This is a genomic window from Variovorax sp. KK3 (genome assembly GCF_001984055.1).
In the GTDB taxonomy this organism is placed as follows: domain Bacteria; phylum Pseudomonadota; class Gammaproteobacteria; order Burkholderiales; family Burkholderiaceae_C; genus Variovorax.
The window spans coordinates 75,672-98,145 of record NZ_LYVO01000017.1 but is presented as its reverse complement, the minus strand read 5'-3'; the positions used below and the strand labels follow the sequence as shown (position 1 = coordinate 98,145).

The 22,474-nt window shown below is 62.3% G+C and carries 23 protein-coding genes and 3 pseudogenes; 15 read left to right on the top strand and 11 right to left on the bottom strand.

Annotated elements, in window-relative coordinates:
* The 4 genes and pseudogenes from B0W80_RS11000 to B0W80_RS36195 form a co-directional block, all read right to left on the bottom strand.
* Positions 1-487 (bottom strand): annotated as a pseudogene (locus B0W80_RS11000) (hypothetical protein); the annotation flags it as partial.
* Positions 484-1,293 carry a TrbG/VirB9 family P-type conjugative transfer protein gene (locus tag B0W80_RS10995; RefSeq protein ID WP_076999172.1) on the bottom strand — a complete coding sequence of 270 codons (810 nt, stop codon included), beginning with the start codon at positions 1,291-1,293 and terminating at the stop codon, positions 484-486. The pseudogene B0W80_RS11000 and the gene B0W80_RS10995, both read right to left, overlap by 4 nt.
* The gene (locus tag B0W80_RS10990) at positions 1,290-1,955 is read right to left on the bottom strand and encodes a virB8 family protein (RefSeq protein WP_179106885.1); all 666 of its coding nucleotides are present in this window, start codon (positions 1,953-1,955) and stop codon (positions 1,290-1,292) included. Before B0W80_RS10990 ends, B0W80_RS10995 begins: the two co-directional genes overlap by 4 nt.
* Positions 1,956-2,120: 165 nt before the next feature.
* Positions 2,121-2,399, bottom strand: coding sequence for a hypothetical protein (locus B0W80_RS36195; protein ID WP_256856545.1), 279 nt, complete (start codon positions 2,397-2,399; stop codon positions 2,121-2,123).
* Between B0W80_RS36195 and B0W80_RS36190 the strand changes: the two genes are divergently transcribed.
* From B0W80_RS36190 to B0W80_RS10945, 9 genes and pseudogenes are all read left to right on the top strand, one after another.
* A complete protein-coding gene (locus tag B0W80_RS36190) occupies positions 2,386-2,706 on the top strand; it encodes a lytic transglycosylase domain-containing protein (RefSeq protein ID WP_256856544.1) in 321 nt (106 codons plus the stop codon). The two genes, B0W80_RS36195 and B0W80_RS36190, sit on opposite strands and share 14 nt — an antisense overlap.
* Positions 2,707-2,994: 288 nt before the next feature.
* The gene (imuA, locus tag B0W80_RS10980; protein WP_076999169.1) at positions 2,995-3,729 is read left to right on the top strand and encodes a translesion DNA synthesis-associated protein ImuA; all 735 of its coding nucleotides are present in this window, start codon (positions 2,995-2,997) and stop codon (positions 3,727-3,729) included.
* On the top strand, positions 3,677-4,987 hold the full coding sequence (locus B0W80_RS10975) for a DNA polymerase Y family protein (protein WP_076999168.1): 1,311 nt from the start codon (positions 3,677-3,679) through the stop codon (positions 4,985-4,987). Before imuA ends, B0W80_RS10975 begins: the two co-directional genes overlap by 53 nt.
* Positions 4,988-5,084: 97 nt before the next feature.
* Complete coding sequence (locus tag B0W80_RS10970; RefSeq protein ID WP_076999167.1) at positions 5,085-8,207, top strand: error-prone DNA polymerase; 3,123 nt, start codon at positions 5,085-5,087, stop codon at positions 8,205-8,207.
* A gap of 218 nt (positions 8,208-8,425) precedes the next feature.
* Entirely contained in the window at positions 8,426-8,773 is a 348-nt protein-coding gene (locus B0W80_RS10965; RefSeq protein WP_076999166.1) for a KTSC domain-containing protein, read from the top strand.
* A 205-nt stretch (positions 8,774-8,978) separates the two neighbouring features.
* Positions 8,979-9,752 carry a hypothetical protein gene (locus B0W80_RS10960; RefSeq protein ID WP_143684573.1) on the top strand — a complete coding sequence of 258 codons (774 nt, stop codon included), beginning with the start codon at positions 8,979-8,981 and terminating at the stop codon, positions 9,750-9,752.
* Between the two features lie 125 nt (positions 9,753-9,877).
* Entirely contained in the window at positions 9,878-10,231 is a 354-nt protein-coding gene (locus B0W80_RS10955; protein ID WP_179106884.1) for a hypothetical protein, read from the top strand.
* A 641-nt stretch (positions 10,232-10,872) separates the two neighbouring features.
* Positions 10,873-11,971, top strand: a pseudogene (locus B0W80_RS10950) (IS30 family transposase).
* A 204-nt stretch (positions 11,972-12,175) separates the two neighbouring features.
* Positions 12,176-12,718: a hypothetical protein gene (locus B0W80_RS10945; protein WP_076999163.1), complete on the top strand. Its 543-nt coding sequence runs from the start codon at positions 12,176-12,178 to the stop codon at positions 12,716-12,718.
* A gap of 405 nt (positions 12,719-13,123) precedes the next feature.
* Here B0W80_RS10945 and B0W80_RS10940 read toward each other — a convergent pair whose 3' ends face one another.
* Together B0W80_RS10940 and B0W80_RS10935 are read right to left on the bottom strand one after the other, a co-directional pair.
* Complete coding sequence (locus B0W80_RS10940; protein WP_076999162.1) at positions 13,124-14,320, bottom strand: IS91 family transposase; 1,197 nt, start codon at positions 14,318-14,320, stop codon at positions 13,124-13,126.
* Positions 14,321-14,329: 9 nt separating this feature from the next.
* Positions 14,330-14,843, bottom strand: a pseudogene (locus tag B0W80_RS10935) (tyrosine-type recombinase/integrase).
* A gap of 801 nt (positions 14,844-15,644) precedes the next feature.
* Between B0W80_RS10935 and B0W80_RS10930 the strand changes: the two are divergent.
* The 3 genes from B0W80_RS10930 (at position 15,645) to B0W80_RS36180 (ending at position 16,676) form a co-directional block, all read left to right on the top strand.
* A complete protein-coding gene (locus B0W80_RS10930) occupies positions 15,645-16,142 on the top strand; it encodes a hypothetical protein (protein WP_076999161.1) in 498 nt (165 codons plus the stop codon).
* An 88-nt stretch (positions 16,143-16,230) separates the two neighbouring features.
* Positions 16,231-16,455, top strand: a complete 225-nt coding sequence (locus tag B0W80_RS36185) for a hypothetical protein (RefSeq protein ID WP_256856543.1) — start codon at positions 16,231-16,233, stop codon at positions 16,453-16,455.
* Positions 16,452-16,676, top strand: a complete 225-nt coding sequence (locus B0W80_RS36180) for a tripartite tricarboxylate transporter substrate-binding protein (RefSeq protein WP_076999159.1) — start codon at positions 16,452-16,454, stop codon at positions 16,674-16,676. The genes B0W80_RS36185 and B0W80_RS36180 overlap by 4 nt, the downstream gene beginning before the upstream one ends.
* A gap of 541 nt (positions 16,677-17,217) precedes the next feature.
* Here B0W80_RS36180 and B0W80_RS10915 read toward each other — a convergent pair.
* The 4 genes from B0W80_RS10915 to B0W80_RS10900 all read right to left on the bottom strand — a co-directional run bounded on the left by B0W80_RS10915 (position 17,218) and on the right by B0W80_RS10900 (position 19,732).
* Complete coding sequence (locus B0W80_RS10915; protein ID WP_076999158.1) at positions 17,218-17,898, bottom strand: GIY-YIG nuclease family protein; 681 nt, start codon at positions 17,896-17,898, stop codon at positions 17,218-17,220.
* Positions 17,899-18,142: 244 nt separating this feature from the next.
* Positions 18,143-18,586 (bottom strand): hypothetical protein, encoded by a 444-nt coding sequence (locus B0W80_RS10910; protein ID WP_218668889.1) that lies wholly within the window; start codon positions 18,584-18,586, stop codon positions 18,143-18,145.
* Positions 18,587-19,046: 460 nt separating this feature from the next.
* Positions 19,047-19,346, bottom strand: a complete 300-nt coding sequence (locus tag B0W80_RS10905) for a hypothetical protein (RefSeq protein WP_076999156.1) — start codon at positions 19,344-19,346, stop codon at positions 19,047-19,049.
* 65 nt (positions 19,347-19,411) lie between these two features.
* The gene (locus tag B0W80_RS10900) at positions 19,412-19,732 is read right to left on the bottom strand and encodes a low molecular weight protein tyrosine phosphatase family protein (protein WP_076999155.1); all 321 of its coding nucleotides are present in this window, start codon (positions 19,730-19,732) and stop codon (positions 19,412-19,414) included.
* Positions 19,733-20,223: 491 nt separating this feature from the next.
* Here B0W80_RS10900 and B0W80_RS34860 point away from each other — a divergent pair, with 491 nt between their 5' ends.
* From B0W80_RS34860 to B0W80_RS34855, 3 genes are all read left to right on the top strand, one after another.
* Positions 20,224-20,487 (top strand): hypothetical protein, encoded by a 264-nt coding sequence (locus B0W80_RS34860; RefSeq protein WP_143684572.1) that lies wholly within the window; start codon positions 20,224-20,226, stop codon positions 20,485-20,487.
* A 337-nt stretch (positions 20,488-20,824) separates the two neighbouring features.
* Positions 20,825-21,103, top strand: a complete 279-nt coding sequence (locus B0W80_RS10890; protein WP_076999153.1) for a hypothetical protein — start codon at positions 20,825-20,827, stop codon at positions 21,101-21,103.
* 244 nt (positions 21,104-21,347) lie between these two features.
* Positions 21,348-21,794, top strand: coding sequence for a hypothetical protein (locus B0W80_RS34855; protein ID WP_143684571.1), 447 nt, complete (start codon positions 21,348-21,350; stop codon positions 21,792-21,794).
* 38 nt (positions 21,795-21,832) lie between these two features.
* Here the strand turns inward: B0W80_RS34855 and B0W80_RS10885 are convergent, their stop codons facing one another.
* Complete coding sequence (locus tag B0W80_RS10885) at positions 21,833-22,390, bottom strand: alanine-zipper protein (protein ID WP_076999152.1); 558 nt, start codon at positions 22,388-22,390, stop codon at positions 21,833-21,835.
* Positions 22,391-22,474 lie beyond the last annotated feature (84 nt).

Below are 22,474 nucleotides of genomic sequence, written 5' to 3'. Positions count from 1 at the left end.
GCGCGGATTTGGGCGGGGGCAGGGCAGGGGGAAGCGGCGAAGGCATGACTCCCGTCGGAAGCGGACCGGCAGCAGGGCCGGGGAGGGGACCGGTGGGAAGTCCCGCGACGCTCGTCGACATCACGGGCACTGCCGGGACCGGTGCTTGCTCGGCGGGGGCCAAGTCTTCAACCACGAACTCACGACCCTGCCGGGTGGTCACGGCCTTTTCGCGTTCGGACTTCTCCTTGGCCGCGCGGTCTGCAGCGAACTGCACGCGGTACTGCTTGATCATGTAGCCCGCGACCGCGAGTAAAGCGATCAGGCCCGCGACGAGGACCAGGCCGCCGATCAGAGCCCGCGTGTTCTGGCGCTTCGCGACTTCGCCCTGAAAGGGGACGGCAGTCTCGACGACGCTTTCCTCGGGGTGGGTCTCGAAGGCCTCGGGTGCCCCTTCTGCGTGGCGCGAGTCGCGAGAATCGCGCGACTGGCTTGTCTGGTGCGTCATTTGAGTTCCTGCTTCAGACCCGTGATCGTGGTGCCGGCCCGTGCTGCGATGCCGACGGGGTCGTAGGCCTCGTTGAAGATGCCCAGCACCGAGCCGGACAGGCGCAGGTTCCAAGACGCACCCACGCCGTGGACCACGATGTAGTCGCCGTCCCGGTGGCTGTTGACGAGCCATTCGTCCTGGCTGCCCGGCGCGCTCTTGTAGATCGCCGGGATGGGGAGGTTCTCTGGGAACCGGAAGTACGTGAAGCGGCCGTCGTCGAAGACTTCCCTCGGCCGGATGTCGATCGTCTCGCTGACGGCTTCGAGCGAGTAGTGGTGATTGCGTGCCGTCGACAGCGCCTCGGAGAGGGGCGTGGCCGCTTCTTTCGCGGCCTTTGCTTCGATCTCCGGCTCGGGTGCCTTGGCCGGAGGCGGCGGCATCCGCACCACAATCTTGGACACGAAGTCGGCCGGCATGCCCTTGCCGCTGCCTGGCACGAGGTCCAGCACATAGGAGCGCGTCCTGGTCGCGATCAGGACGGTCGTGGGGCGCGCGCCTTCTAGTGGCCGCGCGAACAGCCGGGAGCCGCGTGTCTCGACCTCCCAGTTCGCGATCTTCCCGCCGGCGCCGCTTTCGATCGGCTCGCCGGGATCGAGCTCGAGGACCAGCGGATGGTCGGGGTAGCCGACGGCACGCAGCACCAGGTCCTCTCTATAGTCGACGCGGCGAACGCGCGCCGACTCGTCATAGGACGCGCTGTAGGTCTGGGCGGAAGCGATCGCTGGCAGAAGGAGCGCGATCGCGAACAGGACAAAGAACCTCATCGACCAGCCGGCTTGCTGTCACCGCCCATCTCGGGATCGGTCTGGTAGTTCGTCACCGTGAACCCCAGCGGGTTGGCGATCGCTTCTTTCTCGAGCACGAGATTCTTGACGGCGTACTCGTAGCGCAGCGTCGCAATGCGGCGGGTTGTCGTGGCCGGCGCCGTGGTTCGGTAGTCGCGGGTCTTGAGTTCGTAGCGCACGGTCGCGAGTCCGTTGCCGCCGAGCGTGATGCTGAGGACCGTCGGGATGATCTCCACGTCGTCCTTGAAGCGCTTGTCGAGAGCGTCGGTACCTTCGAACAGCGGTGTGTAGTTGCTCCATGTCTTGTCGCCGGCCAGGCGCCGCACGGTGTCGTAGTCGTGCTGGATGATCTTGTAGACGTAGCGCTCGCGGGCGATGACGAAGGCCTGGATCCAGTGCTTGTCGGATAGCGCGCTCGTTTCGACGTACTCACGCGCCGGTGCGACGACTTGTCCTTCGCCGGTGAGCTTGTCCACCATGACCACATGCGGCATGACAGTCTTGAGCGGGATAAGCATGACCAGGCTCGCGGCCATCAGGCAGATGACCACCGCCTCGGCCGCGGCAAGGCGCCAGGCGATCAGGCGAGATCGGCGCTCGAGCAGCACGACGTCTGCTTCCCAGGAAAGGTCTGTGAGCATTCGCTCGTCTTTGGCCGGCGTCTGGGCTGTGCTCTGGCGCCTCCATGTGGGGAATCTCAGCATCGTTGCCTCGCCCTTGCGGGCACATCCTTGCACCGGTCAGGCAGCTCTTTCAAGATGCACAACGATGCAGTAAAGGTTGCTATAAAAGATGTAGTATAGATGTCACAGCACGCCTTTTCGGCGACTCATCTGCTGAGAACTGCCAACTTTGGCGGCTTTGACCTCGATCCAGAAAATGAACTCGTCCTCCAGGACTTCGGGCGCGACCTTTGTCGGCGCCTTCGCGGCAGCGTTGCTGTTCGCATGCAGTGCGCAAGCGGAGCAAGCTTCTTCACCGACCGCGGCGAAGCGCCGCGCCGGCGATGTGCCGATCGCGGTTCCTTGCGTGGAGGAGGCCGCGGCATTCCACGGCGTCAACTCGATGCTGATGCGCGCGATCATCTTTCATGAGTCGCGTGGCAACGCATCGGTCGTGATGCGCAACACCAATGGCTCGATCGACGTCGGGCTGGGCCAGCTCAACTCGATCCACTTCAAGGAGCTGGCCCGCTACGGCATCGCGCCTGAACACCTGCTCGATGGGTGCGTGAACACCTATGTGGCAGCTTGGCACCTCGCGAAGCAGGTCAAGCAGCACGGCAACACCTGGATCGCCGTCGGCACGTACCATTCGAAGACGCCCGTCTTCCGCGACCGGTATGCCCAGCGCATCCACGCCGTTCTGCGGCGATGGAACGTCGCGCCCTGAGCCCCATCGCCATCACCGATGGTCGAGCGCGTCGATCCGATAGACGCAGGGCAGTCACTTGAACGTGCGCTCGCCCATGTGGCTGCGATCCATTCGCGACCCTGCGGCCGTTCCCAGCCTCCACGTTGCTGCAAAGCGGCCCGACCGCATGAGTTCCGTCGCGCCGTGTCTCCGGCAGACAAGCAGGAGGCTTCGTGGTACTGTATTAATGTACAGTACTCCAAAATGTCCGCCGTTCCCGCTCCTGACCTCTGCGCTGCCGCCAACGATGTTGGGGAGCCAGGGGGCATGCGCCTGCCGCCGAGCATCGCCAATGCCATCTGGCGTGGCACGGAGCTTGAGCACCGCACGACGGCGGCGCGCCCGACGGGATGGGCTGAACTCGATGCCGAGCTGCCCGGAGGAGGCTGGCCCGAGCAATCGGTCGTCGAAATCCTGTCGGCGCAGCCCGCAGTGCTTGAATGGCGGTTGCTCGCACCGGCCTTGCAGGCAGTGGTCCAGAAGGGCGATCAGGTGGTGGTCGTCGGGCCGCCTCGAAACCCGCATCTGCCGGGCCTGCAGTACATGGGCCTGAGCGAGCGGCAGTTCGTCTGGATCCAGGCCGAGCAGCCGGCCCAGCGGCTGTGGACCACCGAGCAGCTGATCAAGTCCAAGGCAGCTGGCGCCGTCATTGCCTGGTTGCCCAAGGCGCGTGCTGAGCAATTGCGTCGACTGCAGGTCTGCGCGCAAGGCTGCGAAGGGCTGGTGTTTCTGTGCAGGCCGGAGGCGGCTCGTCATGAGTCGTCCGCCGCGCCGTTACGCGTGCATGCCTCAGTCGGATCCGACTGGGAACTCAACGCCCACATCCTGAAGCGGCGCGGACCGATCCACGACCGACCGCTCGCGCTGCCCTCGATACCTGGCGGGCTCGCGTCGGTGCTCACGCCACGGCTGCGCCGTTTGACCCGTCCTGCCGTCCCCGAGGTTTCTCATGCTGTGGGTCGCCCTGTTGATCCCATCCGACCCCAGCACGCCACCGCCTGATGACCAGCTTCGTGGCCTCTCGATGTATGCGCTCCAGTTCTCTCCGCGCACAGCCATCGTCGAAGGCGCGGTCGTCATCGAAGTAGAGGCGAGCACGCGGCTGTTCGGCGGACGGCGCGCCTTGCGCGACCGCGTCGTTGCGGAGGTGCCTGAGTTGGGCGTCGGCAGCGTGGCTTGGGCGCCGACCAGCCTGTCCGCGCTGGCCTTTGCGCGAGCGGGCAGGGAAAACGGCATGCGCGGCGCTTTGACGTCCTTGCTCGACGAACTGCCGATGGAGACGCTGGCCGCGGTGCGCCCGCACCTGACGACCTTGTCGCAGCTGGGCTGCAAGACGCTCGGCGATGTGCGCGCCCTGCCGCGCGGAGGCATCAGCCGGCGCTTCGACAAGCAGTTGCTCACCGCGATGGACCAGGCCTACGGCCTGCGCCCCGAAGCCCATGAGTGGGTTCAAGCGCCGGAGACATTCAGACAGCGCCTGGAACTCATGTCGCGGGTCGACACGGCGCCGGCGCTGCTCTTCGGGGCGCGGCGGCTTCTGCTGCTGATGTGCGGCTGGCTGGCGGCCCGCAACGCGGGCACGACCGCGTTCGTGCTGCGCTGGATGCACGATGCGATGCGTCCGCGTGATGTGGACCCCGGCGGAGAACTGATCGTCCGCACGGCAGCACCCATGCGGGACGTCGAGCACCTGTGCCGGCTTCTCGCGGAAAACCTGGCCAAGGTCGCGCTGCAGGCGCCCGCCGGTGACCTGGAACTCGAGGCGCTCGGTGTGCATCCGCTCGAAGAGGTCAGCAAGTCGCTGCTGCCCGACGCCGTGCAGCAAGGCGAGTCCTTGACGTTGGCGCTCGAGCGCATCGCCGCGCGGCTTGGCCCGGACAAGGTGCTGCGGCCCATCATCGTCGAGGACCATCGGCTCGAATGGCAGACGCACTGGCAACCGGCACCCGAGCCGCTGCCCAAGAAACGCGCGAGACGCAATCGATTTCCGCAGCCGAGCTTCATCCTCGCAAGGCCGCTGAAGCTCGCGATGGACGGCGAGCGGCCGATGTACCAAGGCATTCTCCAATTGCTGGCAGGGCCACATCGGGTCGAAGGAGGCTGGTGGCATCGGGTGCGAGACGGAGAGGCCGAGAGTCCGGCGACCGTCGTTCGGGACTATTGGGTCGCGCGCAGCCCGCACTGCGGCGTGCTGTGGGTGTTCCATGAGCGGCTCGGAGGTGACCGGATTGCCTGGTACCTGCACGGGACGTTCGCATGAACGCCGGGACCATGCGGTTCATCGAGTCGCCAGTAGCTTGGCAGCCGAGCCCAACGCGGATGAACTTGGATCGTCGGCGCGCCGCGAGCCCGTACTGATGGATGCAGCAAGCGCCGACACGCGCGCCGGCATCCCGCCGTACGCGGAACTGCGCTGTCTGAGCAACTTCAGCTTCCTGAAGGGCGCCAGCTGGCCCGAAGAGCTCGTCGAACGCGCGAAGAAGCTCGGCTACAGCGCACTGGCCGTCTGCGACGAATGCAGCATGGCAGGCGCCGTGCGCGCGCATGTGGAAGGCAAGGAGCAGGGACTCCAGGTCATCCACGGAAGCCAGTTCGCCGTGGCCTGCGATGCGTCGTTCACGTTGGTCGTTCTGGCCTGCAACCTCAACGGGTACGGCAACCTCTGCCAGTTCATCACCGCACTGCGCCGCAGCGCCAAGAAGGGGACGTACCACCTGGTGCTGGACGCCATCGAGCCGTCCGCGCTGGAGGACTGCGTGGTGTTCGTCTCGCCGGACCGCGAGGCAACGGATGCCCAACTCGAGACGATTGCGCGCTGGCTACTCTCGACTTTCACCGGGCGCTGCTGGCTTGCCGTGGAGATGCAGCGTGTGCTCGATGACGAGATGTGGCTATACCGCATGGAGAAGGTCAGCGAACTGACGGCCATCCCGCTGGTCGCCAGTGGCGATGTGCGCATGCATGTCCGCTCGCGAAAGCCCATGCACGACGTCATGACCGCCACGCGAGTTGGCCGACCGCTGACCGCCTGCGGCCTCGACCTCGAGCTCAACAGCGAGCAACACATGCGAAGCCGTGTGCAGCTGGCTCAGCGCTTTCCGGAAGCTCTCTTGGCCGAGACCTTGAACATCGCGGCGCGTTGCACGTTCTCGCTCGATGAACTGCGCTACCAGTACCCGGCCGAGGTCGTGCCGGATGGCCAGACGCCGAGCAGCTACCTGCGGCAGCTGACCTACGAAGGCGCGGGTCGACGTTGGCCCGAAGGCGTACCCGCGAAAGTTCAAACGCAGATCGAGCACGAGCTCGCCCTCATCGCCGACCTAGCCTACGAGCACTACTTCCTGACGGTCGCGGACATCGTCCGGTTCGCGCAGGCGCAAGGCATCCTGTGCCAGGGGCGTGGCAGCGCCGCGAACAGCGTGGTCTGCTATTGCATCGGCGTGACCGAGGTCGACCCGGCGCGCATGAGCGTGTTGTTCGAGCGCTTCATCTCGAAGGAGCGCAACGAGCCGCCCGACATCGACGTCGACTTCGAGCACCAACGGCGCGAGGAGGTGATCCAGTACCTGTATCGCAAGTACGGCCGGGACCGCGCCGCTCTGACGTCGGTCGTCATCAAGTACCGGTCCAAGATGGCGTTCAAGGATGTAGGCAAGGCCTTGGGCATCGAGCCACCGCGGCTCGAAGCGCTGGCCTCGAACCTGGCCTGGTGGGACGGCAGCGATGTCCTGCCGCAGCGCGTGGCCGAGGCTGGGCTCAACCCCGAGGAACTGGTGGTTCAGCAGCTGATGTCGCTGACGTCGCAGCTGATCGGCATGCCGCGCCACATGAGCCAGCACCCCGGAGGCTTCGTGCTGACCAAGGGCCCGCTCGAGCGCCTGGTGCCGATCGAGAACGCCGCCATGGAGGACCGCACGATCGTCGAGTGGGACAAGGACGACCTTGACGCGCTCGGCTTGCTCAAGGTCGATGTGCTGGCGCTCGGCATGCTGTCAGCGATCCGCCGATCGCTCGAGTTCGTGAGCCGGCGCAACGGGTACGAATTCTCGATGCAGGACATCCCGGCCGAGGATCCGGCGACCTACGAGATGATCTCGCGCGCCGATACGGTGGGCGTGTTCCAGATCGAGAGCCGAGCGCAGATGTCGATGCTGCCGCGCTTGAAACCCAGGTGCTTCTACGACCTGGTCATCGAGGTCGCGATCGTTCGACCCGGGCCGATCCAGGGCAACATGGTTCACCCATATCTGAATCGGCGCCAGGGCAAGGAGCCCGTGGTGTATCCGAGCGAAGCACTGAAGCAGGCTCTGGGCCGCACGCTCGGCGTTCCGATCTTCCAGGAGCAAGTCATGCAGGTGGCGATCCTGGCGGCCGGCTTCACGGCCGGCGAGGCAGACCAGCTGCGGCGTTCGATGGCCGCATGGAAGCGCAAGGGCGGCCTGCAGCAGTACTACGACAAGATCGTCAACGGCATGACCGAGCGGGGCTATGACGTTGGGTTCGCGAACCAGATCTTCGAGCAGATCAAGGGATTCTCGGAGTACGGATTTCCCGAGAGCCACGCCGCGAGCTTCGCATTGCTCGTCTATGCGAGCTGCTGGCTCAAGCATCACCACCCGGGCGAATTCCTGGCCGCGATGCTGAACTCGCAACCTCTGGGCTTCTATTCGCCGTCGCAGCTCGTGCAGGATGCCCAGCGGCATGACGTCGAGGTGCGCGCGGTCGATGTCATGTACAGCGATTGGGACTGCACGTTGGAAGACTTGCCCGCTCCACCGGTTGTACGCCTCGGGCTCCGCCTGATCAGCGGCCTCAAGGAAACGTCGGCCAATCGCGTCATGGCGGCACGTGCCGAAGCGCCGTTCGATGACCCCGAGGACTTGGCTCGTCGCGTCGGCCTTGAGCAGCATGAGATGCAGTTGCTCGCCGGGGCCGATGCTCTGAAAAGCCTATCGGGGCATCGACGACAACAGGTCTGGCAGGCATCGGCCTTGCGTCGACCGCCCAAGCTGCTTCACGATGCCGCGGTCGACGAGGACTTTCTTGAACTCCCTCCAGCGCTGGAAGGCGAGGAGGTCGTGCATGACTATGACACCGTGGGCCTCACGCTGCGCAGCCATCCCTTACTGCTGCTGCGGCCCGTGCTGGATCGGCGCAAGCTCGCCAAGGCGAGCGATCTCGAGCATGTGCCGAACGGTCGCTTCGTGCGCTATGCGGGCATCGTGACGGTGCGGCAGCAGCCCGAGACGGCGAAGGGGACGGTGTTTATCTCGCTCGAGGATGAGACCGGGAACGTCCAGGTCATCGTGTGGCGGTCACTCAAGGAACAGCAGCGGCCCGAGGTGCTGCGGGCGCGACTGTTGGGGGTGTATGGGGAGTGGCAGCGGGACGGTGACGTCAAGAATCTGATTGCGCACGAGCTCAAGGATCTGACGCCGTTGCTGGGGAAGCTTGCCACGGCGTCGCGGGATTTTCAGTAACTGCGCGGGCGACGATTTTCTTCTCAGAGCCCTCGAAACACGCAGGTTGCGACCGGGCGCAACCTTCCGCAGTGTTCCGTTCATGCAAGTGCGACTTATTTCATGCAGGCGCCCAGGGACCGGCAGGTTGCGGTGCGTCGCCGAAGAATCCTGGAGGGCAGAATCCCGTCCGACACATCATGGCGGCGGTTAGAACCAACCACTCACTTGGAGGTCACATGAAACTGATCATCTTGTCCGTGCTTGCCCTGCTGTGCCAGGTTGCCAGCGCCGAAACCGTTCAAGTCAAATACCACGGAGCCGTTTCGCTCGATGCCTTCGCGTGTGCGGACGTTAACGAGAGCAGCGATGTTTCGCGCATCTGCTATGACAAGGCAGAGCGGTACATGATCATCCGGCTGAAAAGCACCTACTACCACTACTGCCAGATCGACGCCGCGACGGTGCAGGGTTTGCTGAGCGCCAATTCGAAGCGGCTGTTTTTTGAAACACGCATTCGCGGAACTGGCGCAGATGGGCCCTTCGACTGCCGGACTCGACCCATCCCGGCGAAGTACCGACAGTAGGAACGAGGCCCGCGGCCAGAGTCCGGCATTCGATGACAGGCCCCAGCCCTCCCTGCCGGCATTCACCGTGCTCACGCAGCCGCCAAGGCGGCCAGTCTTTTCGAAGCCCTCAGCAGCAGGCTCGCCCGCTCGCTCGGCAACTCGGCATTGGTGTCGCCCATGGCGACAATCTCGAACGCAATCCCAGTCTCGACCGAGCAGCGAAATGACTAAGCTTACTTTTGAAGCCCGAGTTTTTATCAAGGATGCACTGCCTCGTCTGTACGGAGATGTGAAACGAACTCTGCTCCGTGATCGGCCAGAAATGCTCGAACAGCTAGAGTTGCTCTACCTAGTCGAGCGGTGCAAGTGTGGCTTGGATGGCTGCGTTTCCTTTGTATGCGAGTCAGCAGACGCGCGCTTCACCCCAATTAACGGGCGTCGTCCGCTCTCCTATCCCCTCGGTGAAGTGCATGGCTGGTATTCCTTATCAGACGACGGCGTGTTCGCTGGCTTCGAAGTTCTGGATGATTACGACGATGGATATCTGGACAGTTGTCTTGTCGAAGCCGGCTTCGGATCCAATGCTTCGGGCGCCACTCCGACCACCGAAGACCCTTCCGAAGTCGCCAAAGGCAAATGGGACGGCTCCCTGCCACCGATCGAGCCTCGTTCGGAAGATCAGGAGCAGAAAACGTCCACCAATTCCGTGTACATGACAGCTCCCGCAGTTCAGCACCTGATTGAGTATCGGCTCGCTGTTCAGGCGTATAGCCGGGAGGAGATAGTCGACTTTACGGATGCGGCCATGGCCGCGAACGCGACCCCTCAGGCAACCGTCGTTCGCGGGTTTCGATACCCATCCCTCCTGAGCGCCGCGGTGCATGAATCGACTAGACGCGTGTTTAATTTGAGGATGCCACTTAACAAATCGAAGGACGGATTTGAAATGCGCACCGTGGTTCCGGAAGGCCGCTTCGCTCCGAGTCGGAAAGGTTGATGGGGTGCTCCTGTCGACTCAAGGATACGGACCTGGGACCACAACGATGGGCGCGCATCGTGACCTCGCCAAAAGGCAGAATCCGGCCAAAACCAGACGTTCACCAGTAGGCTAGATTGTCCCTCGTGATTTCCAGTCCCAAGTCATTCTTTGCTGATCGGGGCGGCCTGCATGACGCCCGAATCAAGGCGTTCCGTTGGGATGCATCGGCTCGCTTGATAGTTCTGGAAGTTGCTGACCTGGATGCGAATGCGTTGGGTCTGCCCGAGTACATGGGACCCAAGCCGGGGACCATCACCTTTCGCGAGGTCGAAGCTCTAGCGTTTAGTTGTGATGCGTTCGCGGACGACATCCAGCGCGTATACGACGTGGAGATCGAAGAGATCGGGAGCGGAACGTTCCGCTGCGTCTTGCTCATCTCACCTAGCGGTCGCCTCGAGTTTGTTTTCTCTTCGGCCGCTATGGAGGAGCATCGTTGACCGGAAAGGTCACTAGGCTGGCACCGACAACCTCCGGCAGAATTCGGCCAACAGCAGTCATTCGATGCGTGAACTCTATTGTCGCGACTTTGAGCAACATATGAGCCATCAACGAACAGCGCTCCACCCATGCACGCCCTCACTACCACCTCGAAGACGTTCTACGTCTATATGCTGCACGAAGCCCCGGAGCAGGAACCGTTCTGGTGCAAAGTTAGTTACTCAGACAATCCCTTGAAAAGATTGAACGAGTTGCAGGCCGGCAATCCTCGCTACTTGCGCTGTTGGGAATACACACGGCGGCCTACGAATCAGTTTGGATTGCCGTTGCCGGACAAAGCGCATGCGCGCGCCTGGAAGGCAGGATTCACGAGCGGCTTGAAGGAATGGGACTTCGAACCCTTCGTGACTACAACTATGCGACGGACTCCGCGTCCAAGAGAGAGTGGTTTGCAGGGCTCCATCCAAGCAAACTTTCTGTGCTCATAGATGCAATGTACTTCGACTACTGCAGGGAGCATCACCTCCTTGACGGCATGTTGAACCAATAGGAGCCGGCTCAGAGGCAGGACACGGTGGCGGATTCAACCTGTCGATGCAACACACTGAAGACTGCCGTGGGCAGAAGGAGTGTTGCAGAAATGGCGTACCGGACAAGGACCTACTACACCTACAAGCAGAAGGCACTGATGTGGGAGCGATGGAGGCAGGGTTGGACCCTCCATCAAATCGCTCAGTTGTTTGATCGGTCCCACACCTCGGTTCGGGGAATCCTGTCGCGCACCGGCGGCATACGACCGCCGGAGCGAACTCGTTCGTCAATGGCGCTGACGCTGGCCGAGCGCGAGGAGATCTCGCGTGCCATGGTCGCTGGCCTTTCGATTCGCTCGATCGCGTCGATCCTCGGGCGGTCTGCGTCCACCATCAGCCGAGAGATCAAGCGCAACGGTGGTTCGGGATGCTATCGAGCGACCAAGGCCGACCAAGCCGCCTGGGATCGGGCTCGTCGACCCAAGCTCTGTAGGCTTGTCGAGAATAGGTACCTGGCGCGCATCGTCTCGGAGAAGCTCCGCCTGCAATGGTCGCCGGAGCAGATCGCAGGTTGGCTCAAGCATACTTACCCGAGCGACGAGACCTTCCACATGTCCCCCGAGACCATCTACCGCAGCCTGTTCATTCAAGCCCGCGGGGCGTTGAAGAAGGAGTTGCTGCAGCATCTGAGACGCAGCGAGGCATGCGCCGCTCCCGCCATCACACGCAGAAGACGGACATCCACGGAAGAATCGTGGACGCCGTGTCCATCAGCGAGAGGCCGCCCATGGTTGAGGATCGAGCAGTTCCTGGCCACTGGGAAGGTGACCTGTTCTTTGGAAGCGCCAACAGCCAGATCGCCACACTGGTAGAGCGCCAGACGCGATACGTGATGCTGGTCAAGCTGGAGGGCAAGGACTCCCAGACCGTCGTCAATGCACTCATCAAGACCGCGCGCAAGCTGCCGCAAGAGCTCTATCAGTCGCTGACCTGGGACAGGGGCACGGAGATGCACGCTCACAAGAGGTTCACGCTGGCCACCGACATCCAGGTCTACTTCTGCGATCCGCAGAGCCCTTGGCAACGCGGAAGCAACGAGAACACCAACACCTGCTCCGGCAGTACATGCCGAAGGGCATGGACATCTCAGGGTTCTCACAACTTCAGCTCAACGCGATCGCGAGACAATTGAATGAAAGGCCGCGCTAGACGCTCGGCTTCCATACACCTGCTGAGATGTTCAGCGAATGTGTTGCATCGACCGGTTGAATCCGCCGTCAGGACCGGCCGTTCGGGGTCGAAGCAGAACTCTCTCCGGAACCGGGCATTGTCTGAATCGAGGAAACATTGCACCTGAAATCGCCGCGGCACGCCCCCACAACTTGTCACTAACCTTCGACGTTAGGTCTCATCATGCCGACGCCCGACATCAAACTAACCGAGCGAGAACGGGAGCTCTTCGATCAAGTCCGGTTCTGCTCTACGCGGCACGAAGATGTCCGCGCTTCGATCATGCCGATGGTTGCGCTGACCGAATCCCTTCTCAAGCGCGGGGCAGTTCCGGAGGTTCGGCTGCTCTACTTCACCGATTCTGAGCGCAATCCAGGTGGTCGCGGAAAGTCCCGTCAAGAGATCTTTGAGAGGAACGGTACTTCTGGCGCTGAGATCATGGCGCACCCCAATTTCATGAAGTATCTTGAGTACTTTGTGTGTGGGCCGAGTCTTCCTGATGAAGTGATGGGCGAGTTCAAGGATGCTGCCGGCTTTTCTGGGTATCTCACCGGGGGCGACGTCGTTGAACTTATTCCGAAAGCGCGAGCCGCCGTTCGATCGGCGCGGCTCGCTCCGTATGAAGCGTCGGACGAGTTCCACAAGCTGGCTTTGGAATGCGGCGCTAGCCCTTCCAGCGCCGAGACAATCCGAAGTGCGGTCCGATCGGTCAAGGTGGGGAGATAGGGCCCTGACATGGGCGACAAAATGCCGCCACGAGCAGATGTCGGCATCGGTCAAGGGTTGTCCGACACCTGCCCGTGTACGACGACAGCGCCGAGCTCGTCAACGGCGTGAGGGCAGGTGTTGGACAAGCCTCCACGGAGGAAACCGCGGAATGCCCCACTGAGGCTTGAGAGGGCTACGAAGCTATGGGGATTCGGTCGGTGTGAGTCGAACTCTTGGCGGCGACGCAGGTCAAGAGTTCGGCCGATGGCATGGGTGGGGCGCGGCGGACCGATCGCGGCGCGCTCAGTCGCCCCGCGGCGCCACCGGCGGCGATGCCTTCGTCGAGTGCGAAGGCAAGACTCCTCATCGGCCCAGAAGGATAAAGGGTCGAAGCTCGGACTGGACGCTGATGCAGATGTGTACTCATGGTGCTCGAGCCTGCTGAGGTGGCGCGCGGATTGGTTGCCCACGAACAAAGATCTGCAGGATGATCATCGGGTCGCCGCAGTGCGGGCAGAAGAAGCTCGGCCGCACAGGTTCGGGCTCGGAGTCAACATCCGATGTGTGCGCAGCGGCATTGACTTGCTGAAGCAGCAGTTCGCGAATGCGTGCGAGGCTGGCGGTTCGATTGCCGTTGGCCAGGAGCCCGTAGTGGCGAATGCGATGGAAGCCGCTCGGCAGGACGTGCAGCAGGAAGCGGCGCATGAACTCGTCGGCATCGAGCGTCATCGTCTTGCGGCGTGTGCGGCCCTTGGCCCGATAGTCCTTCCAGCGGAAGGTGACGCCTCGTTCGTCCATGGCCAGGAGCCGGCTGTTGGAGATGGCAACCCGATGGGTGTAGCGCGACAGATAGGCCAGCACAGCTTCGGGTCCGGCGAACGGGCGCTTGGCATAGACGACCCATTCGCACTTGCGCAGCGGTGCGAGCCAGTCGGTGAAGGCGTGCGCATCGGCCAGGGCGGCGAACTCGCCGAAGAACTGCAGCAGACCGGCGCGATGAACTTGCTCGAGTTGTTCAAGGAAGCGTCGTCGGAAGAGCCTCGACAGCACGCGCACGGACAGGAAGAAGCCGGGCCTGCAGGCGATCCATCGCTCACCGTTGGGCGACAGGCCACCGCCCGGCACGATGCCATGGACGTGAGGGTGATGCGTCAGCGCTGATCCCCACGTGTGCAGCACCAGGGTGGCTCCGATGCTGGCACCCAGGTGCTTCGGATCGGCCGCGATGGTCGTCAAGGTCGCGGCGGCCACGTCGAACAGCAGCGTATAGATCGCGGCCTTGTTGTAGTAGGCGATCGCACTGATGGGCGCCGGCAAGGTGAAGACGACGTGGTAGTAGTCCACCGGCAGCAGATCGGCTTGGCGAGCGTCCAGCCAACGCCGCGCGGAAGCGGCCTGGCACTTCGGGCAATGCCGGTTGCGGCACGAGTTGTAGGCGATCTGATCTTGCCCGCAGCCTTCGCAACGCAACACGTGGCCACCCAGCGCCGCGCTGCGGCACTGTTCAATGGCCGACATGACCTTGAGCTGGCCCAGGCTCAGGTGACCCCGCTGCGTCTTGCGCCAGACGGGACCGTGGGTGCGGAAGATGTCGGCGACTTCCAGGGCGCAGTGCGCCATGGAGATGGCCTATGCCGCCTGCAGCTTCTCCAGCGGGCTGACCACTTCGTGCAGGATCTCGGTGGCCACGTGCGTGTAGACCGATGTCGTCTCCAGCTTCTTGTGGCCCAGCATCACTTGGATCACACGGATGTCAACCTTCTGCTCCTGCAGGTGCGTGGCAAAGGTGTGGCGCAGCGTATGCATGGAGACGACTGAGCACCACGGGCAGCTTCTGGGGTACATGAACGTAGCTCATCCTTGCCTTCAGTTCGCCGCAGTCGAGCGTGACGTCGAAGAAGAACTTTAGGCCGGTGATGGTGGCATTGAGCGTGATCGGCGAGACGCCTCGATCGACCATGTGCAACTGGAAGCGCGGCAGATCCTCCGCGGTGGCCGTGTCGGGGGAGCGTTGCAAAAAGCCGGCGAGGTACCGAACCGCGCGGATGTAGGCAGCCTGGGTCTTGGGTCTGAGCTTGCGCATGCGCATGTCGTCGAGCATGCGTTGACGCAACGGCGTGACGGCTGGGGTCGAAGGGGTCATGATCCTGCTCCTGTCGAAGAACGAGGCCAATTGCCTCGATCCTCAACATAGACAGGGGCGCTACGTTTGCCATCCGCCGCGGCCTCAGCGGCCGGCTACCGCGCGAGCGGTTTAGTCCACGGGCCCGGAGCGGTCCTTCAGCATCAAGAGAAGCTGACCTTCGTCAAAGTTACCGGACGGCGATCAGCCGACGGTGGCGACAGGCAGTTTGCTGGCATCCCGAAGCAATCGCAAACCGATCACGCGAAAGAGGCCCCGCAGAGGTAGGCACCCACAGGCAGGCGGCACTGCGAGCGATTGAGGCGTATCGCGCGGCTTTAGCCGGTGTGGGCTCACTTCCTATGGGTCTATCGTGCAAGCCATCGACCGGCGGCCCCAGCGGGCGCCGGATGACGCGCCGGTTCACTACGAACGCCACCGCCCGGCGAACAGACCACGCCGCACCGCCTGGTACAGCAGCGTGCCGCGACTTTAATCGCCGAGACAGAGGCGGCCACCGGGGCCGACCTCCCGCAGTTCGTCAAGGACGAGTTCGACGCCTTCCTCGAATGCGGCCTCCTGGCCCACGGCTTCGCGTCGCGTGCGCAGGCTTCGCCTCGCGGACGTGCGGAGCATTTCTCGTGCGACTTCGCTCCGCAGTTGGTCTGCTGACATACCGGGCGCGAGTCCCAACGTGCCAAGTTAGGTGCGCTGGCGCGCAGAGCCTGACATACATTACTTGCGCAAGCTGGCGCGAGTCGTGGACCTCCCGTTCAATGTTCCTACCCCGTTGAGGCGCGCGGGGCTCGATAGGAACGGCTGATGTCATTGCTCGCGATGGTCAACAAGTCGACGGGGGGTGCTATGGACGAGCTATCCAATTTGCAGGTCTACGGTTTGCCCGTTTTTGGCATCGCGGTCGCATCGCTCCTCGTCGCGACCTATAGGCCTGGCCCAGGGCCCTACCTAGCACTGTCGGCGATAGTCGGTGGTGTCACAGGTGCACTCGCGCGCAGCCTGGGTTTGGGACTTGAGACATTCGTGGGGGTGGCACTGCTTTTTGCGGTCGTCAACTATCCCATCCAGCTGGTACTTGACCATCGATTCGAGCTGCGCCAAATGGCTGGGACGGCGACGCCATCACGAATAGGCCATGACGCAGTCGATGACCTAAATGGGAATGTCACGGTAGCACCGGACAGGAAGTCGTTCACTTGGAAGAGAAGGTGGCAGGGCGAACGTGTCGACGAAAAGTACATCATCTGGTTCGAGGTGCCACAGACTACCTGCGCGGAGAACTGCGGGTGCCCAGCACAGTAACTCGACGAGGTACAGCTTGGGCGAGATCCAGCGCGCTGCTCAACCACGTTCAGCGATCACTCGGCTCGCCTTCGTCAGACAACCGTTGGTGGCAGCAAGCCTTTGGTGGCAGCAGCCTCATGAGGCAGGCAACGACTGCGACCTGATCGTCATCGTGGTGAACCAGTTCGCCAAGTCCGAGTTGCGCCTGATCGCCTACATGGGCTCGGCCGCGGCCATCGTCGACCTGCTGGGGGCGCAGGTGTCGTCGGCATCAGGCCCACCCTGCTGTCCACTTCGGGCGAAGCAGGAAGCGCGCAGGCACCCGAGGTGACGACCTGCCGCGAACAGGGCTTTCCGCTCACGGCGCGAGAGTGGTACGGCGTGTACCTGCCGGCCGAGACGACGGCCGACGTGGCGCGCCGCGCCGCTACGCAGGCGGAAGCAGCCGTGAAGGACCCGGCCCTGGTGGCCGAGCTGACGCAAAGTGGCGTTGACGTGGCGTCGTCCACGCCCGCCATGCTAGAAGCCGACACCCAGAGTGGGCGCGCCTGACCAAGCAGATCGGCTTCACCGCCGAGTCGTAGGCAAGGCCGCGGCGCAGCGACGCACCGGCGCGAGCTTGGCGATGGACGCGGCCGGTTCCGAGAGGAGTCGCCTCCGCACGGAATCCGAGGCCGCAGTCGCCGCTGCCAGATCCTCGATGACTTGGATGTCAAGAGGGCCCAAACTGCGCACTCTTGGGCGGCCTGCATGGGTTCGACCGGCGGCTTTGCAGCGCCGAGCCCGAGGCAGCGAATGTCGCTGGTGGGTCGAAAGCGTCGTCGAGCGGCTGCCTTCTGCATCCACAGTGAATGGCTGGTGATGGACGACTGTAGCCGGCCGCGGTGCTGGCGGGAAGGGCCCGAAGCCGGACTTCCAGCCCTGCGAAAGCAGACCTTCGGGCGCTAACTCAGCTTCGTGCCCTAAACACGTACCTACCTTGCGCCGAGCACCAGGTCGGGCCCGAGCGATGGGATGGCTCCAGGTCAGCGGAGATTGGTGCTCGTCAAGAGGCTCGTGCTGTTGCTTCTATCAGCGCTGACGCTGGTCGTACTCAGATGTTTTGATGGTGGTTGTGGGCCATGCGCAGCCGCTTGATTGGCAAGTAGGGAATCGGGTCGTAGCGATTCCTCCGCTTTACCAAGTCCGAAATCGAGTTCGCGAAGCCAAACTCCCAGCCTAGCCCTTCGCGCTCCGGCGGAGGGGATATGCCGTGCCCTTCCAACAAGTCCAGCACCTCGCGTACAGTGCGGCGTCGGCTAAAGGTCTCGATTACCCAATCCCCCGGCGCGACAGCCTCTCCCGCCAACACGGAAGTCACGACGCGCGTGCCGAGCTTGAAGTCGACGCCAAAAGCAAGAGGGGAAATATAGCGGCGGCACTCTAGGGTGCGCATGTTCCAGGCAAGGAATGTATTCTTTACGGTAGCCGCGTAAACCTCAAAGGCCCCGTTGTAGTTCTTTGCTGTGCCCCAGTAGGTGTCCAACAGCGCTTGCTCCGCAGAAAGCATGTCTTCCTTGGAATCGAAGGTCTCGATGACCCCGAAGGAGAAATCATCAAGGCCCCATCCATTCACCTCCATGTCCCGGCGTAATAGATAGCAGCCGCATGTCGAAACCTCGCGAATATTCTTCCTGTGCATCGACCACCGACGGCTTGTGTCATTCGTCGAGCCGACATAGAACTTGCCGTTCCGCTCGTTCCTGATTTTGTATGTGACGAAGGCTTTGGGCATGGGACGGGTGCTGCAGGAGGTTCGCGGCCGCCAACCGCTTGCTCGCGCGACTTTCTTCAGAGAGCTAGTACAGCGAAGACCGAGGAAAAGCCGGCATTCAAACCTTGCAGAACCACAACCGGTGCCTGACATACCTGCTCCTCGTTCAAACGCTCTTAGGACGTGATTCTTGGGGCGTTACTAGGCAGCTCCCACGAAGGGCTGGTCTTGGCCGCATCAAGCCCGGACTGCTACCCGAAGGTCATCATATCGGCAGGTGCCCAGCCGGCGCTTGACCTGACGCGAGCTTCAAGATATCCGTCCCGGATAGAAGCATGGCCGCTTCATATGCCTTGAGCAGCACGTCATGGATTCGCTCGAGGTCATAGAGCATCTTGGTGCACCCGTCAGCCGAATTTCGACGAAGGTTGTGCTCACGGTAGAAGCCATGGTTCAAGCGATTCCGCTCTTTCAGCGCTTCGGCGAACAAGTCCTCGAGGCCGGCCGCCGTCAGGGTAGCTAGCCCAGGCGAGCTGAGGAGCGCGCCAAGCGTCTTTCGATTGATTTCCCTCAGCAACGCCGCGGCACGCTCGGGACGTTGGTTTGCGATCAGGTCTTCCTCCTTCACGCCGTGCAAAAACAGCATGTTGCCCAACTGCGTCTCCAGCAACTGCGCGGCTTCGGCGACCTCCCCGAACTTGGCGTACACGTCTGCTAGCGAATGCATTTGGCGCCTCTCGTCAAACAATTTGATGAATCTGGAGGAGGCTGGCGAAGCGCTGCTCTTGGCTGGATTCTGCCCATCTGCTATCCGTGTTGTGCTGCCACCCACGCGATGCCGGCCACAGCGTTGGCGACGATTGCCCTTCCAGCAAGCGCAAGGAGATACCAAGCAAATGCGCGGTCAGCAAGCCGGGTCGCGCGACCTTGAACCGCGCTTCGAATCGCGCGATGGTGCTCGCAAGCAATCCCCAGGAGCGACAGGCAAGACACGGCCCCGACGATGGACCATCCCCAATGTGTCGAAAGCGCGCCCACGAAGCAGAGGCCGAGGCCTACCATCCAGAAAATGCCGGCGATGTTCTGCCAGAACGGGGATAGGTTTTCGCCAACGCGCATTGTTGAGAGGACAGGTTCAATGTCTGGTCGTGGCCGAATTCCGCCTTAGGTCACTGCCTCGCAGGTCTGGCATGTTCGAGCCACATTGCATCGAACGCATCCTCCGTGATGGCTGAGCCTTCGAACTGTGAGTCTTGGTTGATTTCATCCAGCGGAGGCACCGCACCGATGCCGAGCCGCGTTCGCGCAGTTTCATGGCCGCAATCCGCCGCATCGACGGTGCGGTCTCGGAGGAACTCCAGCTTGCGCAGCTCGGAACGGTCCGCGCCAAGCTCAGACACCAATCGGACGGGGTCCTCGTCGTTTTGGTGCTTCCAGAGCACATCGATGTACTGCTTGGTAGGGTTCACTGAGAGTCGCTGGTGAATGTCTGGTCCTGGCCGAATTGTGCCGCTCGATTTCGCTCCGGATTTCGCTAGTGCAAATGCTGACCGACCTTCTGCTGTAGCAGTGTGACGAGCTCCGGCTGCATGAACTGGAAGCGGTCTGGAACATTCAGGCACACGACCTTCTTTCCCTGCAAGGACGCCGCGAACCTCTGCTTGAGCTTCACCCGGTGCTGCTTCTCCATCACGAAAATCAGGTCGGCCCATTCAACCTGTTCGGCGCTCAGTACGCAGTCCGCGTCGGGCGCGAGGCCGGCGGAGTCCGTCTCGATGTCGGACGACGCGAAGAGGCTCTCGGCGGTGGGGCTGCGGAGCCTGTTTCGACTGCAGATAAAGAACACACGGCGCATTGATGACTTCTGGTCGAAGGTGGGTAGGAGCCGGAATTCTGGCAGAGCCCCGACAGTCCGGTCTTGGCCGTGCCTTGCCTATGAGGTCGGACTGAAGTCTTGGTCGCGCCATCCTCGTCATACCAGATGACACTCAAGAATGACCAAAGGGCGGACAACAGCAGCAACATATCAAACGCGAAAGTCCATTTCGCATAGGACCGAATAGAGGTCAACGGTCGGTGGCGATTCGCGGGTGTCGGTGGAGAGCATCCTGTCGACTCTAGTTGCCGGCTCCGCCCGCCGGACCTAGGGAGTTCGCGGACAAATTGCTTCGGCGTCTCCAAAAGAGCGGCCGCGAGCGCCGCTGGGGCGAGTCGGGCCTTCGTCGCGAATGACGGATTCTGGCGATACTGCCGCTCGCGGCTTCAGCCCGTCCGCACGTCGGTGCAGTTCGATCGAACAAAGGTCCTGCGAAGGTCGTCCAGGAAACCCGCCATGTCCTCGAGACCATGTACCTCAACATCGCGCGCATCCGCATGGAGAACGACGCGCACCAGGTTGTTGCCTTGCCAGTAGAGGTTTGCTCGGCCGATTTCAGGACTCGCCAGAAGCGAGGTTCGGGACGTCGGCGTTTCCTGCGATATTCCCCCGGCTGTAACGTCGAGGAAGGTGTTCTCGAGAACAGGCCTCGGCGGCCGGAGCCACCTTCGGATGACAACTACCAGCAGGGCGACCGTGACGGCGAAAGCGAGAAAGAACGCAAGTACGGCTAGGTGTCCTGCCTCGAGAGGCGCCAGCTTCCAATAGCCCAGTGTAGCGACAACGCATGCCACCGTTGCGCCGCCCCAAGACCTCCCGGTATGGGAGAAGGGCCTGCCGAGACAAGCCTTGCGCGCATCAGACAGTCGGTGCTTCATTGGCCGCAGAACATTTCCATTGGGGGAAGGTGGTGAGTGTCGGCTATTAGCCGGCTTTCGCCTGACGCACTTTGCCGCCGAACGGTTCGCCAGCCTTCGACTGGGCAGGGCAGATCCGTGCAACTTCGTGACGGTAAGATCTAGCGCTCCGCTTTGAAAAAAGTTCAACGGCGTTCGGGGAGGGGCGCAAACCATGGCAAAAAGGAACCTCGCGATTGTTTTCGCATGCATGGTTGTTGGTAGCGCCCTATGGTGGGTCGACCGTAATCGCGCGGACTGGCGTCAGGCTCGCCGCGCTGCCGAGCAAGCCGATTTGCTGGTGAGCCTCGAAGCGCTCAACCGCGCCTCGGTGTTGGCTTTCGTAAGACATTGGAAGGCCATTTACGCGCAGCCCGACGACGAGCGATTGGAGAAGCTTCGGTCTATAGTCGCGCGGCTGCAGAGGGACCCGACCGCACTTGAGACATTCTGACGCGCTCAGCCGCCCTAGGACGCGCGTGGCGTTCTGCTTTGCGCTCGGCGCCGCCAGAGTTGAGCAGCCCGGACATGCTGGATTGCAGTGAGCCAAGCCAACACGCGCAGCCTCGCGGGTGACGACGGCGCAGCCAAGACAATCGGGAATCTCGTCGGCAACGCCTCTGCAGCTCACTTGCATTGAATCAAGGCAAAATCTTCGGTCTGAATTTGCGTGCCAACAACGACAAGAGGAGGATTTCGTGAAAGCACTGTGGACTTTAGGCGCACTGCCATTAGCGGCACTAGTGAGCGGCTGCGCAGCTCCGACTATCCCGCCCGCAGCGGATACAGACATGGCTGTGTCTTCGGGAACGTGGGCATGGCGCTATCGCACTTATGACATCGAGTCGGGGATTGAGTATCCAGCTGGACGCATCGAGCTATCTGGTCGCCCAGGTGGCTATTCGTTCCGCTACGTGCTAAAGGAGCCAAATCCTTGCGCCGCCGGAAGTGTGGCTGCAACGGTCAGCACTGATGATCTCAACACCATCATTATTCCGGTCGAGAGGATGACGGGCTGTGGGGTTCGTCGCTTTGTCCTTCGCAAGGATGGCACAGGCGGACGTGTCGATGTTAAGGTCCAGTCAAAGAAGGGGCCGACGACATGGGAGCCCGAAGAGCGGGATCGCGGTCTGACCGCAATGTAAGAAAGGCCCTCATTGAGGGCCTTCATCATTTGGCATTGCTATCCGCCGGCGCCACCGCCCCCGCCGCTGCCGCCATCTCCGCCAGCATTGCCTGCTTCCGTCAGCGTTCCGGTGCTAAAGACGAAGGTCGAACTCCCGGCCGGGCATGTAAATGGCTCGAAGCTTGTTCCAGTCGGCGTTCTGACCGGTGTGTAGCCACTCGCCGGACCGTACGACCCATACACGCAGGCAACCTGCGAAATCATGTTCCCGCCGTCGTGGCGCGCAAACACGCCAGTGGCAAATCCTCCGCCTCGCCCATACGCAGCATTCGCCGTGTTCTGCGCCGAGTTGGCGACGTTCGACGCATACACGGCCGTGTTGTACGACGCGTCCGCGTAGCTGTAGGCCGAGTTGGCGTAGTTCCAGGCGTTGACGCCGGTCTGCCACGCGTTGTTGATGTTGGTGTAGATGTGAGCCTGGTCAATCACGACCGCAGCCCGACGGCCCGAATCCGCTGAACTGGCCGGAATAGATTGTGCCCAGCCATTCGCGGTGACGAGGCACGCTGCGAGCATGCAGGTGAGCGGCCCGCGGCCGACGAGATGGTAGACCATTCCTCTTTTCCTTCGTAGATGAACTTCGAGCGACAGCCGGAATATATCCTGGATAGCAACTGTTATAGCAACTATCAAGTTGTG